Genomic DNA, 14,079 nt, shown 5'->3' on the forward strand with positions numbered 1-14,079 from the left:
CGTTACTTTTAACCTGCCTCACCACCCTACGCGGCTAGCACCCATGCGCAGTTTACAGAATCACCTTGGGCGATGTGAACACCGGATACTCATCGGGCGCTGGTCATTACCCTGCAACTTACGGTTTTCTGCCTAAACTGACTGTTGTTCTGATACGCCAATGTGCGCACGGCGTAGCACCGAGGGAAAAATAAAAATGAGAGGATTCTCTAGATGCTCAAATCTCTATCCATCGTTTTCACCTGCGCGTTAGCGCTAGGAACCCTGAGCCCTGCCTATGCGGCAGATCCGGTAATCATCAAATTCTCGCACGTGGTCGCGGACCAGACGCCCAAGGGACAAGGCGCCCTGCTGTTCAAGAAACTGGTAGAGGAACGCTTGACCGGCAAGGTCAAGGTCGAGGTCTATCCGAACTCCTCGTTATTTGGCGACGGCAAGGAGATGGAAGCACTATTGCTTGGCGACGTGCAGATGATCGCGCCTTCCCTGGCCAAGTTCGAGCAGTACACCAAATCCCTGCAACTCTTCGACCTGCCCTTCCTTTTCAATGACATCGCTGCGGTTAACCGCTTTCAGTTGAGCCCACAGGGACAAGGGCTGCTGAAGTCGATGGAAAGCAAGAATATTACCGGCCTGGCCTATTGGCACAACGGGATGAAGCAGCTGTCCGCAAACAAGCCACTGCAGGTACCCGCCGATGCCCGTGGCCTGAAGTTCCGGGTGCAGGCCTCCGCTGTACTCGAAGAGCAGTTCAAGGCTGTCCGCGCCAACCCGCGCAAGATGAGTTTTGCCGAGGTGTATCAAGGGTTGCAGACCGGCGTGGTGAATGGGGCGGAGAACCCCTACTCAAATATCTACAGCCAGAAAATGCATGAGGTGCAGAAGTACATCACTGAGTCCAACCACGGTGTGCTGGACTACATGCTGATCACCAACACCCGATTCTGGAACGGGTTACCGGCGGAAGTGCGCAGCGAACTGGACAAGATCGTCGTAGAAGTCACTGCTCAGGTGAACAAAGAAGCAGAGCAACTCAACGACAGTGACAAGCAACGCATCCTCACGGCGAAAACCACTGAAATCATCGTCCTGACCCCAGAGCAACGCGAACAATGGCGAGACGCGATGAAACCGGTCTGGAAAAAGTTCGAAGGCGATATCGGCCCTGAACTGATCCAGGCCGCCGAAGCCGCCAACAAGGCTCAATGATCGCAAGGCAGATGCCGCTGGGGCGGTGTCTGCCAGTCGCCACTCGACGTGAGATGCCATCGATGAAAGCGCTTCGGCGAATCTGGGAGCACCTCGAGGAAGCCTTTATCGTCTTCCTTCTGGCCGCCATGACGCTGGTCACGTTCATTTACGTGATCATCAACAATTTTTACAGCCTTTTCTATTGGCTTGCCGAGCACTGGCCCAGCGCAAGCGACCCGTTGTTCGCCATCGGCGACGAAATAATGGCAATGGCTCAAGCCATGACCTGGAGCACCGCGCTGACCAAGGCGCTGTTTGGCTGGCTGATCTTTTTCGGGCTGGCCTATGGCGTGCGCACAGCTGGGCATATCGGGGTGGATGCACTCGTCAAGCTCACCAGCCGGCCGGTTCAGAAGTTCATCGGTACCGTGGCCTGCTTGTGCTGCCTGACCTATGCAGGATTGCTCAGTGTCGCCAGCTTTGAATGGATTCAGACGTTGATGATTGCAAGTATCGGCGCCGAGGATCTGGGCCACTTTGGCGTCATGCAGTGGCATATCGGGCTGATTGTGCCCTTGGGGTTTGCCCTGGTTTTTATCCGTTTCGCCGAAATCCTTGTGCGCATCTTGCGCAACTACCAGACTGGCCTTGGCCTGGCCGATGAAGCAGCTGACGCGCTAAAGCTCGCCGAGCACGAGGATGACAAGCCATGACCATTGCTTTCTTGTTCGTAGCCCTGTTCGTCCTGATGTTCATCGGTGTGCCCATCGCTATCTCACTCGGCCTTGCAGGCTCCATGACAATCATTTTCTTCAGCCCCGACTCGGTACGTTCGCTGGCGATCAAGCTGTTCGAAACCTCGGAGCACTATACCCTGCTGGCCATTCCGTTCTTCCTGCTCGCCGGCGCCTTCATGACCACCGGAGGTGTTGCCCGCCGCTTGATCGACTTCGCCAATGCCTGTGTCGGGCATATTCGCGGCGGACTGGCCATCGCCGCAGTACTGGCTTGCATGTTATTCGCCGCCCTTTCCGGCTCCAGCCCGGCGACCGTGGCTGCAGTGGGATCAATCGCTATTGCCGGGATGGTCCGTTCAGGTTATCCGCAAGCGTTCGGTGCAGGCATCATCTGCAACGCCGGTACGCTTGGCATCCTGATTCCGCCTTCGATCGTAATGGTAGTCTATGCCGCTGCCACTGAGACATCCGTCGGCAAGCTCTTCATCGCTGGTGTAGTGCCAGGCCTGCTTCTGGGAGCAGCGCTGATGGTGGCGATCTATATCGTCGCCGTTAAGAAAAACCTGCCCGCCTTGCCGCGCGCAACATTGCGCGAGCTGCTGGGTACGGCGCGCCAGGCCATCTGGGGCTTGTTGCTGATGGTCATCATTCTGGGTGGCATCTATTCAGGGATGTTCACGCCAACCGAGGCTGCGGCTGTTGCGGCGGTTTACTCTGCGTTTATTGCCTTGTTCGTCTACAAGGACCTGACGTTTCGTGAAACGCCCAAAGTCTTGTTGGAGTCCGCCAAGCTAAGCATCATGCTGATGTTCATCATCGCCAACGCCATGCTTTTCGCCCATGTACTGACCACCGAACAGCTTCCACAACAGATTACCGCTTGGGTGATCGACGCGGGCCTGACTCCCGTGACCTTTCTGCTGGTGGTCAACATCGTACTGCTGATTGCCGGTGCGTTCATGGAGCCGTCGGCGATAATACTGATCTTGGCGCCGATTCTCTTCCCCATTGCCATGAAACTGGGCATCGACCCGATACACCTCGGCATCATCATGGTCGTCAACCTTGAAATCGGTCTGATCACACCGCCGGTGGGACTGAACCTGTTTGTCACCTCGGCAGTGACCGGGATGTCATTACCCGCGACCATAAAAGCGGCGATGCCATGGTTGATGATTCTGCTGCTGTTTCTGGTGCTGGTTACCTATGTACCTTGGATTTCACTGGTCCTGCCGGCCTGGCTGGGTATGAGTTGATCTCGACTGCCCGCAACCTTCGGCGCTTGCATCAACTACAGTGCAATCACTCTGCATAAAAACATAACAAGACGGAGAAGTCCCCCATGCGAGTAAAGACACGCTTCGCCCTGCTGGTCGCCACCACATTGGTAGTCAGCACCACAGCTCAGGCCGCGCCAGTGTTCATCAACATTCTCACCGGCGGAACCAGCGGGGTTTACTACCCGATCGGGGTCGGCTTGTCGCAGATCTACAGCGATGGCATTGCCGGCGCCAAGACCTCGGTCCAAGCCACCAAGGCCTCGGTGGAGAACCTGAACCTGCTGCAGGCTGGTCGAGGCGAGCTAGCATTGGCACTGGGCGATTCGGTTGCCGATGCCAAGAATGGCGTGGAGGAGGCAGGTTTCAAGACACCGCTGACCAAATTGCGGGCCCTTGGCGGGGCCTACCCCAACTACATTCAAATTGTTGCCAGCAAGGAATCAGGGATCAAGTCGCTGGCTGATCTCAAAGGCAAGACGATCTCGGTCGGAGCACCCAAGTCTGGTACTGAGCTGAACGCCCGTGCGATCTTCAAAGCTGCGGGCCTTACTTATCAGGACATGGGTAAAGTGCAGTACCTACCGTTTGCCGAGTCCGTCGAACTGATCAAGAACAGGCAACTGGATGCGACTCTGCAATCGTCAGGGCTGGGCATGGCGGCCATTCGCGACCTGGCCTCTGTCATGCCCCTCAACTACGTCGCGATCCCGCCTGAGGTGGTCACGAAGATTGGCAACGCGGCCTATCAGAGCGAAATGATTCCGGCCAATACATATGACGGACAAACCGATGCGGTGCCGACGGTTGCAATCACCAACATACTGGTTACCCGCGCAGACATGTCCGACGACGTTGTCTACGAGATGACCAAGCTCTTGTTTGAAAACCTGCCACGGCTGGGTAACTCACATTCGGCAGCCAAGGACATCAAACTGGACAGCGCAGCCAAGAATCTGCCAATTGCACTGCATCCAGGCGCCGAACGCTACTACAAGGAAAAGGGCGCGCTGTAGCTGCACCAGCGCAGTGGGTTGTATTGCCACTGCGCCGTCGATTCCTTCCAGTGTGGCCATGAGGCAGGCAATCAATGAGTGAGCATCAGGGTATTTCCGCGAACCCGCGAGACTGGCCAAAAACCTTGTTTTACGTAGCGTTGCTGTTTTCGATTTTCCAGATCGTCACCGCAGCCTTCTCCCCCATCTCAAGCCAAGTGCTGCGCGCGGTGCACGTCGGTTTCCTGCTCTGGGTGGTATTCCTCAGCTATCCGGCCTATGGCAAGGCCCGTCCCTTCCAACCGCTGGCCTGGCTGCTCGGCGTGGCTGGCATCGTCACCGCCATGTATCAATGGGTGTTCGAGGCAGATCTCATCCAGCGCTCCGGCGACCTGACGCCAGCCGACATGGTGATCGGCGTGCTGCTGATCGCTCTGATCTTCGAAGCCGCCCGGCGGGTGATGGGCATTGCACTGCCAATTATCTGTGGGTTATTCCTGGCCTACGGCTTGTTTGGTGAATACTTGCCCGGCGAACTGGCCCATCGGGGCTATGGTTTCGACCAGATCATCAATCAACTGTCCTTCGGCACTGAAGGGCTATACGGAACACCAACCTACGTTTCGGCTACTTATATCTTCTTGTTCATCCTGTTCGGCGCTTTCCTGGAGCAAGCAGGCATGATCAAGCTGTTCACCGACTTCGCCATGGGTTTGTTCGGCCACAAGCTGGGAGGGCCGGCCAAGGTTGCCGTCGCTTCGTCCGCGTTGATGGGGACCATTACTGGCTCAGGAATTGCCAACGTCGTGACCACGGGGCAATTCACCATCCCGCTGATGAAGCGCTTTGGTTATCGGGCTGCATTTGCCGGCGGCGTGGAAGCTACCTCCAGCATGGGCAGCCAGATAATGCCGCCAGTAATGGGCGCGGTTGCCTTCATAATGGCCGAAACCATCAATGTGCCGTTCGTGGATATTGCCAAAGCGGCATTGGTACCCGCCATGCTGTATTTCGGCTCGGTGTTCTGGATGGTCCACCTGGAGGCCAAGCGTTCCAACCTCAAAGGCTTGCCCAAAGACCAATGCCCCAGCGCATTCGGCGCGGTAAAGGAAAGCTGGTACCTGCTGATTCCTCTAGTGGTGCTGGTTTACCTGCTGTTTTCCGGGCGCACCCCACTGTTCTCCGGTATGGTCGGGTTAGCCTTGACCGCCATTGTCATTCTAGGCTCCGCGATCATTCTCAGGGTGCAAAGCTTCGGCTTACGCTGTGCGTTCTGGATTGCGCTGGGCATTCTATGCACAGGCTTTTTTCAACTCGGTATCGGCGTGATTTTTGCGGTCGTTGCGGCGCTGATGTTGTTCTGCTGGTTTATCAAGGGCGGCCGCGAAACCCTGACCATCTGCCTGCACGCGTTGGTCGAAGGTGCACGGCATGCGGTTCCGGTGGGGATCGCCTGCGCGCTGGTGGGGGTAATCATCGGCATCGTTTCGCTCACGGGCGTTGCCTCAACCTTTGCCGGTTACATATTAGCGATTGGCCGGGACAACCTGCTGTTGTCCTTGATACTGACGATGATCACCTGCTTGGTGTTGGGCATGGGTATTCCAACCATTCCCAACTACATCATCACCAGCTCAATCGCAGCCCCTGCGCTCTTGGAGCTGGGCGTGCCGCTGATTGTGTCGCACATGTTTGTGTTCTATTTCGGTATCCTCGCCGATCTGACCCCACCGGTCGCTCTCGCCTGTTTCGCCGCAGCCCCCATCGCCAAAGAAAGTGGATTCAAGATCAGCCTGTGGGCGGTACGCATTGCACTGGCAGGTTTCGTCATCCCGTTCATGGCGGTCTATAACCCGGCACTGATGCTGCAGAGTGATAATCTGTGGATGACGGCCTACATGGTGATCAAGACCATTTTGGCAGTAGGCCTCTGGGGAGTTGCATCCACCGGTTACCTGCAACAGAAAATGGCAATCTGGGAGCGCTTGTTGAGTCTGGGCGCGGGGGCCTTGTTGATCGTGGCGCTGCCGCTGACCGACGAGATCGGTTTCGTGCTTGGGCTTTTGGTATTACTGCAGCATGTCTGGAGGTCCAGGCACGCAAGGACGGCGAATGCATGATCGGCTTGTGCCTGGGGTTGGATGACGGCGTTTGGGCGCAACTGCCGATGTCCCATTTCACGCTAGCGTGGAATCACAGCATCGAGAAAATACGCTGGGAGGAAGACTACCGCCTCACCCGCGAAGGCTTGGTGTTGGAAGAAGCCAGGATTCGAGGTAATGGAGCGGGCATGGAGATACCCGATGATGCTCGACTGGAAAATGGCAGTTGGCACTTCCAGCGCACTCTGCCGCCCGTGCAACCTTTGAAACTAGGACGCACCCCCGAGGCTGGCGACTATCAGCTATGCCTTGAGCAGGTGTGTCACTCCATTAGTCATTGGGTTGGACCGCCCTCTACGAGCCAGCCATTCATACAGCTGTGGAGTTGCGAGACAATTGAACACTCGGTACAGAATACCAATCCCTTTCTAGCCACCTACTGAAATATCACCCGCAGCGCCCGTATGAGCTGCAAGCCATTAGCGCTCGTAAGCAGTGCGGGCACCGCGGCAGCTCACCGCGACGCCTGCCGTCAAGCAGCGCTGAGGCCTCACCCAGCGCCGATCAGAAGTCCCGCTTGTAGAAGATATCCAGCGAACTGGCCAGCCCGCTGGCCGCCTCCAGGTAGACCATCTTGCTCAGCTTGTAACGCAGGGCGATGGTGTTGGCCGGTTCGAATACCCCCACCCCGTAGCGCAGGCTGAGTTTTTCGGTGAGGTTGCCGCTGGCGACCACGCTGGTGCTGTTGCCCGAGCCTTCGGTATCGAGCTGGAAGTCGTCGATACCGAGGTTCGAGGCGAGGCTGCCGGTAAGCCCGGCACTGCCCGCCAGGCCCAGGCCCAGCGCCGCTTCGGCAAGCATGTTGTTGTCTTCTCCGGAAGTCCCCAGCGGACGCCCGAGCACCAGGTAGGACAGGGCCTGCTCCTGGCTCATGGCCGGCTCGGAGAAGACGGTGGTGTTCGGCTGTTCGGCGCTGCCGCTCAAGCGAATACCGGCGATCACGTCATCGACCTGGCGGATCGCTTCGATGTCCAGGTAAGGCTGGTCGAGAGGGCCTGCAAACAACAGCCTGGCCCGGCGGATGGTCAGGCGCTGGCCATAGGCGCGGTAGCGGCCGTCGGCCAGGCTGAGTTCGCCACGGGTATCCAGGTTATCGCCGATGTGCACATGGCCGCGCAGGTTGGCGGTCAGGCCAAAGCCGCTGAACGACAGCTTGTCCTGGCCAACCTCGACATCGATATCCATGGCCACGGCCATCGGTGGCGCACCCTCTTCGGTCTGGTGACCAATGATGACGGTATCCTCCGAGACCTTGACGGTCGAAGGTGGCAGCTCGCGCACGGTAATCTCGCCCTTGGGCACCAGCACCTTGCCGGTCACCGCAAGCTTGTCACCGGCCAGGCTGATGTTCAGGTCGGGGGCGACATCCAGCGTGGCATAGGGCTCTACCGTGACCGGCAGTTGTTGCCCCTGCAGACGCAGGTTCATCGCCAGCGCCTGGCCCCAGGTCAGGTTACCGCTCAATTGTCCTCGGCCAGCTGCACCACTGCGCCAGTCACCCTGCAGCTGTACCTGCTCGCCAGCGATCAGCGCTTGCAAGGACAGCCCCTCGAGGCTGACCGGTAGCTCTGCACCACTGACTTCGCCGCCGGTGAGGGCAAGATTGCCATTGACCTGCGGCGCCAACAGCGAGCCGGACAGGCGCCCGCTACCGTTGAGCTGTCCGGCCAGACGCTCGACCATCGGCAGGAATGGCCGGGCTACCGACAGTTCCAGGCCAGACAGGCGGAAGTCGCCCGACAGCGGTTTGTTCTTGCCCAGCGGGTCCAGGCGCGTCGACAGCATCAGCTCACCGAGCCGCTCACCACGGAAGTTGAGCGTGGTGTCCACCCGCCGTGGGCCCAGTGTGCTGTCCAGGCGCAGTACCTGGTAGGGGAAGTCGACCCAGCGCTCGGCGTCACGTACCCGCAGCGTGCCACCACTGGCATCGACGCGAATCGTGCCCTTGGGGCCACTGGCCGGGATGTCCAGGTTGACGTCGGCATTGAGCATGCCCTGCCAGGCGAAGTCTTTCGGCAGCCATTGGGCCAGGCTGTCGATCGGGAACTGCTTGAGGTGATAGCGCAGGCGCGGCTCCGGCGCCAGGCGCTGGTCTTCGCCACACAGGCTGGCCTGGCCCGAGCGCCAGCAATGGGCGCCGAAGTCCAGCTGACCGCTGGCCAGGCGCTGCAGCCGTGCCGGCGCCTGCAATTGCCAATCCTGGCCGCCGGCCTGGATGCGTCCAGTGGCCAGACGACCGCGCCAGTCGCCCTTGGCCAGTTGTCCGTCGAGGGCGAGGTCAAGCTTGAGCTGCGGCCCTGCTAGGGCCAAGGTCATGGCCTGTTGGCGGATGTCGCCTTTGCCCGTAACGTCAAGATTGCCCAGGGCGGTCTCACCCAGACGGATATTGGCCGCCTTGAGCGTGATCTGAGCGCGCTGGGCGTTGTCCAGGCGCGCATCCAGGTCGAGTCGCTGCAGGCGATTTTCGGCCTGGGCCAGTTGCTGCCCTTGCAGGTTCAGGGTGCCTTGCGGTGCTGCCAGGGTCCCGGCCAGGTCCAGCCGTCCCTTTACCTGCCCCTGCAGGCGTGGCCAGAGCTGGCCGAGCCGCGGCAGATCCAGGTCGATACGGCCTGCCAGGCGCTGTTGCAGGCTGCCACTGCCATTGATGCGGTTATCGCCCAACTGCACCGCCAGGGCGCCCAGGGTCCACTTGTCACCGGCGCCTTCGGCTTCGGCCTTGAGCAGCGCAGGCTGGCCACGCAGACGGCCTTTGAGGTCAAGTTGTGCCTGCAGTTGCAGGCGCTGGTCTTTCAATTCACCCTTGCTGCGCAGCGGGCCGGCGAGCGTGCCGGGCAGCTCGGCCAGCCAATAGGCCGGGTCGAGCGCCGACAACTGCAAGTCGACATCCCACGCCAAGGTGTCGGCAAAGCGCAGGGCCAGGCTTCCAGCGGCCTTGCCCTGCCCTGCGGTCAATGCCAGCTGGGGCAAGCGGACCTGGCGCAGATCGCCCTCGAATGGGCTGGTCAGGTTGAAGGCGCCGGCAGGCCCATCGAGGTCACCGTTGAACGCGCCTTTATAGTTGCCGTCACGGTAGGCCACCTGCGCATTGAAACGCTTGAGGGTGACTTGTGGCGCCTCCTCCAGCGGGTACAGACGCAGCCAGGGGAAATCTTGCCAGTCGATCTGCGCGTCGGCCACCAGGCCCTGCTGCCAGTCGGCATTGGCTTGCAACTTGACCCGCTGCGCGTCGCTGGCGTTCAGGTCAAGCGCAGCGAGTTGAGCGCCCTTGGCATCGACCCGACCGGCCAGGTTCAGGGCGATCGGCCCCTGCTCGGCGGGCAGGCTGGCCGTACCGGCCAGTTGATAGCCCTTGAGCAGGTCGCCTTCGGCTTCGAGCCGCAGTTGATTCAGTTGCAAGGTATCGGGCAGCGTAGCGGCGGGCTTGAATGCGTCGGAACGGATACTGAGCTTGGCCGGCAGCTGCTCGGCCAGGGCTTGCAACTGGCCGCTGAGCTGGGCGTCGAGATAGCCGCTACTGGTGGCCTCGAGGTTGAGGGTCTTCTGCAGTTCACCCTTGGCGGTCAGCGCCAGTTGCCAGGCCTGGCCTTGCACAGCAGGCAATTGCACGGTGCCGTCAAGCTGTAGCGGCCAATCGCCCTGCGGCTGCAGATTGCCTTGCAGGTTCAGGTGCAGGTCGTCGCGCTGCAGCTGCAGATGGTCGATCCGTAAGCCCTCGACCGTCCAGTGGGCGGCCAGTTGCAGGTCGCCCAACAGGTCGCTGCCATCCAGGCGCAGTTGGCCAAGCTTGACCTCGCCGAGCTCGATCGCCAACGGCAGGTTCAGCGCCGGCAGCTGCAACGGGCCGCTGTCGGCCGCCGCTTCGCCAGGGGCAAAGGCCATGTCGACCCGCTCGGCCTGCAGGCGCTCGATACACAAGGTCGCACGCAACAGGCACAGCGGTGACCACGCCAGTTGCGCGGCCTGCACCTCGACTCGGCTGGCGCCGTCGAGCCAGCTCACACGACTGGCCTGCCAGGTCCCGCCCAGGCGTCCCTGGAAGTTTTCCACTTCCAGCCCCGGTACCAGCCCCAACGCCCAGCGGCTGCCCGCCTGAGTGCCGAGCAGCAACGCCAGACTCAAGGCGATCAGCACAATCAGCCCGAGCAGGCCCAGTACACCGTATTTGAACACACGCATCACAGCTCAGGCCCCATCGAGAAGTGCAGGCGAATACCGCCATCGTCGTCCAGCGCCTTGGCCAGGTCCAGCCGCAGCGGCCCAACCGGTGACACCCAGCGCACACCAATGCCTACACCGGTCTTGAGGCTGGGCAGCTCCAGGGTATTGAAGGCGTTGCCCTGGTCAATGAACGTCGCCACACGCCATTTTTCGGTTACCGAGTACTGGTACTCGGCGCTACCGGCGACCATGTAGCGGCCACCAATGCGGTCGCCATCGCTGTTCTTGGGCGACAGGGTCTGATAATCGTAGCCACGCACACTCTGGTCACCGCCCGCAAAGAAGCGCAGCGAGGGCGGGATATTTTTCTGGTAGCCATTGGTGGCGCTGCCGCCAAACTGCACCCGACCCAAGAAACGGTGGTTCTGGCCGAGGGTGGTCAGGCCCTTGAGCAGGACATTGCCGTGCAGCAGGTTGGTGTCGGAGACCAACCCCTCCTTGGCCGCCTGCAGGTCGAACTGCAAACGGTAGCCGTTATGCGGATCGAGCCGATTGTCACTGCGCACATAGGAGAAACTCACGCCCGGCATCAACAGGTTGCTCAAGCCCGAGTCATCACCCAGCTTGTATTCTTCGCGCTGATACTTCAGCGAGATCACCCGCTGCCAACCACTGGGCAGCTTGCTGTGCCACTCCGGACCGACGGTGAGCAGCTTGCTGACGGTGTCGGTGCCGGCAATCTCTTCATTCTGGTAACCGCCGGCGAAGCGCAACTTGTCGGTGAGCGGTGGGTCGAGCGGCACGTCGTACCACAGGCCGACGTTTTGCCGTGGCGCTGACAACTCGGCTTCCCAGCCATAACTGTGGCCTTGCGGGTTGACCCAGTGACGCGTCCAGTTGGCCTTGCCGCGCGGCCCGACGTCCGTCGAGAAGCCCAGGCCCAAGCCCATGGTCCGCGGCTTGCGGGTTTCCAGGCGGACCTCTACCGGAATCTCTTCAGCCACCGCCGCGGTGGGCGCAGCATCAACCCGCACGCCTTCGAAGTAACCGCTCGATTGCAGGTCGTTGTTGAGTTCGGCGATCAGTTCGGAGTCGTATGGGGTACCCGGCTTGAACGAGACCATGCGCTGCAGCAAGTCTTCGTCCAGCGGCGTATCGCCGCCGAATTTCACCGCGCCCAGGTGATAGCGCGGGCCGCTCTGGTAGACCAGTTCGATGTCGGCGACGCCGGCCTGGGGATCAACCGCCAGGCGCTGACGACTGAAGCGCCCGCTGAAGTAGCCGTAGCGCGACGCCTGATTCTGGATCAGCCGCTTGGCGTCCTCATAGATGCCATGGTCGAGCCGCTCGCCCGCACGTAACGCTTTGCTGTCCGGCACGCGAAATGCCTTGAGCTCACTGGCCGGGCCTTCGATGCGTACGGTCACGTTGCGCAGGCGCACCGGCTCACCGGGGTCGATGCGGATGATCAGTTGCGCTGATTTGTCCTTGTCGGCAGGCGGCTTGACCTCGGTGTCGATCTGCGCCTGGTAGTAACCCAGGGCCTGGACAGCTTTGCGCGCCTGCTCCTCGGCACCGCGACTGAAGCGAAGCAAGGCTTCTTCGTCACGGTCGCCCAGGCTACCGATATAACCTTCGACATTCGCCTTGAGCGCCTTGTTGGCGGGTTTCACCCGCACCAGCAATTCGCTCTGGGCCCATACGGTACTACTGGCGGCCAGGATGATCAGGCCCCAGGTCAATCTTCCTGAATACGTCATGCGGGGCATGCTACCAGAGCTCGCCGCTCATGGCAGCGCTCTACCACGCAGGTCACGCGATTACTGGCTTGGAAGATAAAGGGTTGGGATGAAAAAACACCCGCTCGCGAATCGGCCCCAGCGCAATTTCGCCGATTTCCTGGTATCCCTGACGCTCATAGAACGCCAGATAATGGGCATCACCGGTATCCAGCACCACGCCTTGGGTGCCAGGATCATCGGCGCACCAGTCGTGCACAGCCTGTAACAATTGCTCGCCGTACTGCTGCCCTTGGTACTGCGGGTGTACCCCCAGCAGCGGCAGCACATGCACCTGGTCCGATGGCAGGCAGCCGGCCAACGCCGCCTGATAGTCCAGATAGCGCCGCGTGCACCGCAAGCCGGTGCCGAGGATCATCCGCAAGCGCCACAGCCAGCTGTCGGCCACGCCCAGCCTGCGCAGGGGCGGCACGATCAGCGCCACCCCGACCAGACGGTCGTCGACCATCACCCCGATTGCAGGCAGTTGCAACGCGAAATGCTGGCGCACCCATTCGCGCACCATCACCCGCAAACGCCGCTCGTAGCCTGGGCGCTGGGCTTCGAACAAATAGGCAAAGGTCGGCTCGTGGCGATACGCTTGATAGAGCAACGAGCGCACTTCACGGCGGTAGCCTGCGTCGAGCAGACAGGTGGTGGCCGCTGCGGGGGAGTTTTCGGGCATTGCGGGCAATCCTCCATGGAATGGGCATACAGTGCCTTGGAGGTGGCGCAGCGCAGTTCGTTCACCTCTTCGCGCACGTTAGCAGCGCAGGCCGAAGGGCGCCACGCTGGTGGTGGCGGCCGATGTCCGCTAGCATCCCCGGTTTTATCAGGATTGGCTTGCCATGAAGATCGTCTCGTTCAACATCAACGGCCTGCGCGCCCGCCCGCACCAGCTGGCGGCACTGATCGAGAAGCATCAGCCAGACGTGATCGGCCTGCAGGAAACCAAGGTCAGCGACGAGCAATTTCCGCTGGCGGATGTCCAGGCGCTGGGTTACCACGTGCATTACCACGGCCAGAAAGGCCACTACGGTGTTGCCCTGCTCTCGCGCCAGGCACCGCTGTCGCTGGTCAAAGGTTTTGCCAGCGACGAAGAAGACGCCCAGCGGCGGTTCATCTGGGGCATCTTCGCCGACGCCAATGGCACCCCCATCACCATCATGAACGGCTACTTCCCGCAGGGGGAAAGCCGCGACCACCCCACCAAGTTTCCCGCCAAGCAGCGCTTCTATAACGACCTGCAGGCCTTGCTCGAAAACCAGTTCGACAATCAACAGCCGTTGGTAGTCATGGGCGACGTCAACATCTCACCCCAGGATTGCGATATCGGCATCGGCCCAGACAACGCCAAGCGCTGGCTGAAGACCGGCAAGTGCAGCTTCCTGCCGGAGGAGCGCGAGTGGATGGAGCGCCTCAAGGGCTGGGGCCTTGTCGACAGCTTCCGTCATCTGCACCCAGAAGTGTCCGACCGTTTCAGCTGGTTCGACTACCGCAGCCGTGGCTTCGAGGACGAGCCCAAGCGCGGCCTGCGCATCGACCTGATCATGGCCTCCGCAGGCCTGCTGCCACAGGTGAAGGCTGCTGGTGTGGACTATGAATTGCGCGCGATGGAAAAACCGTCCGACCATGCGCCGATCTGGCTGGAGCTGAGCTAACGTCAGCTTGATGGCTATGAGCCAAGACGCAGGGCTGCCGGAGACGGCGCCGGCACCCTGCCCGATTACGGCGAAAAGCAGACGAAATATCTCGCATCTGATAGTCATTCGCCATTATCT

Annotated in this window: 10 protein-coding genes; 7 read left to right on the forward strand and 3 right to left on the reverse strand. The window is 60.6% G+C overall.

What is annotated here, in order from left to right; translation table 11 throughout:
* Positions 1-213 precede the first annotated feature (213 nt).
* The 6 genes from J3B00_RS17365 to J3B00_RS17390 all read left to right on the forward strand — a co-directional run bounded on the left by J3B00_RS17365 (position 214) and on the right by J3B00_RS17390 (position 6,745).
* Positions 214-1,209 carry a TRAP transporter substrate-binding protein gene (locus J3B00_RS17365; RefSeq protein ID WP_209869221.1) on the forward strand — a complete coding sequence of 332 codons (996 nt, stop codon included), beginning with the start codon at positions 214-216 and terminating at the stop codon, positions 1,207-1,209.
* Between the two features lie 62 nt (positions 1,210-1,271).
* Positions 1,272-1,904: a TRAP transporter small permease gene (locus J3B00_RS17370; protein WP_209874946.1), complete on the forward strand. Its 633-nt coding sequence runs from the start codon at positions 1,272-1,274 to the stop codon at positions 1,902-1,904.
* Positions 1,901-3,184, forward strand: a complete 1,284-nt coding sequence (gene dctM, locus J3B00_RS17375) for a C4-dicarboxylate TRAP transporter large permease protein DctM (RefSeq protein WP_209869225.1) — start codon at positions 1,901-1,903, stop codon at positions 3,182-3,184. Before J3B00_RS17370 ends, dctM begins: the two co-directional genes overlap by 4 nt.
* An 86-nt stretch (positions 3,185-3,270) precedes the next feature.
* Positions 3,271-4,221 carry a TAXI family TRAP transporter solute-binding subunit gene (locus J3B00_RS17380; RefSeq protein ID WP_209869229.1) on the forward strand — a complete coding sequence of 317 codons (951 nt, stop codon included), beginning with the start codon at positions 3,271-3,273 and terminating at the stop codon, positions 4,219-4,221.
* Positions 4,222-4,295: 74 nt separating this feature from the next.
* Positions 4,296-6,320, forward strand: a complete 2,025-nt coding sequence (locus J3B00_RS17385; protein ID WP_209869232.1) for a TRAP transporter permease — start codon at positions 4,296-4,298, stop codon at positions 6,318-6,320.
* Positions 6,317-6,745: a DUF1850 domain-containing protein gene (locus J3B00_RS17390; RefSeq protein ID WP_209869236.1), complete on the forward strand. Its 429-nt coding sequence runs from the start codon at positions 6,317-6,319 to the stop codon at positions 6,743-6,745. The genes J3B00_RS17385 and J3B00_RS17390 overlap by 4 nt, the downstream gene beginning before the upstream one ends.
* 121 nt (positions 6,746-6,866) lie before the next feature.
* Here J3B00_RS17390 and J3B00_RS17395 read toward each other — a convergent pair whose 3' ends face one another.
* From J3B00_RS17395 to J3B00_RS17405, 3 genes are read right to left on the reverse strand one after another with little or no spacing between them, the layout of a single operon-like run.
* Positions 6,867-10,541: a translocation/assembly module TamB domain-containing protein gene (locus tag J3B00_RS17395; protein WP_209869239.1), complete on the reverse strand. Its 3,675-nt coding sequence runs from the start codon at positions 10,539-10,541 to the stop codon at positions 6,867-6,869.
* Positions 10,538-12,280 carry an autotransporter assembly complex family protein gene (locus J3B00_RS17400; RefSeq protein WP_209874950.1) on the reverse strand — a complete coding sequence of 581 codons (1,743 nt, stop codon included), beginning with the start codon at positions 12,278-12,280 and terminating at the stop codon, positions 10,538-10,540. Before J3B00_RS17400 ends, J3B00_RS17395 begins: the two co-directional genes overlap by 4 nt.
* A gap of 52 nt (positions 12,281-12,332) precedes the next feature.
* Positions 12,333-12,983, reverse strand: coding sequence for a GNAT family N-acetyltransferase (locus J3B00_RS17405; protein WP_209869241.1), 651 nt, complete (start codon positions 12,981-12,983; stop codon positions 12,333-12,335).
* A gap of 163 nt (positions 12,984-13,146) precedes the next feature.
* Here J3B00_RS17405 and xthA point away from each other — a divergent pair, with 163 nt between their 5' ends.
* Positions 13,147-13,959 (forward strand): exodeoxyribonuclease III, encoded by an 813-nt coding sequence (gene xthA, locus J3B00_RS17410; RefSeq protein ID WP_209869244.1) that lies wholly within the window; start codon positions 13,147-13,149, stop codon positions 13,957-13,959.
* Positions 13,960-14,079: the final 120 nt, after the last annotated feature.

This window comes from Pseudomonas sp. BP8 (assembly GCF_017875955.1).
Classification (GTDB): Bacteria; Pseudomonadota; Gammaproteobacteria; order Pseudomonadales; family Pseudomonadaceae; genus Aquipseudomonas.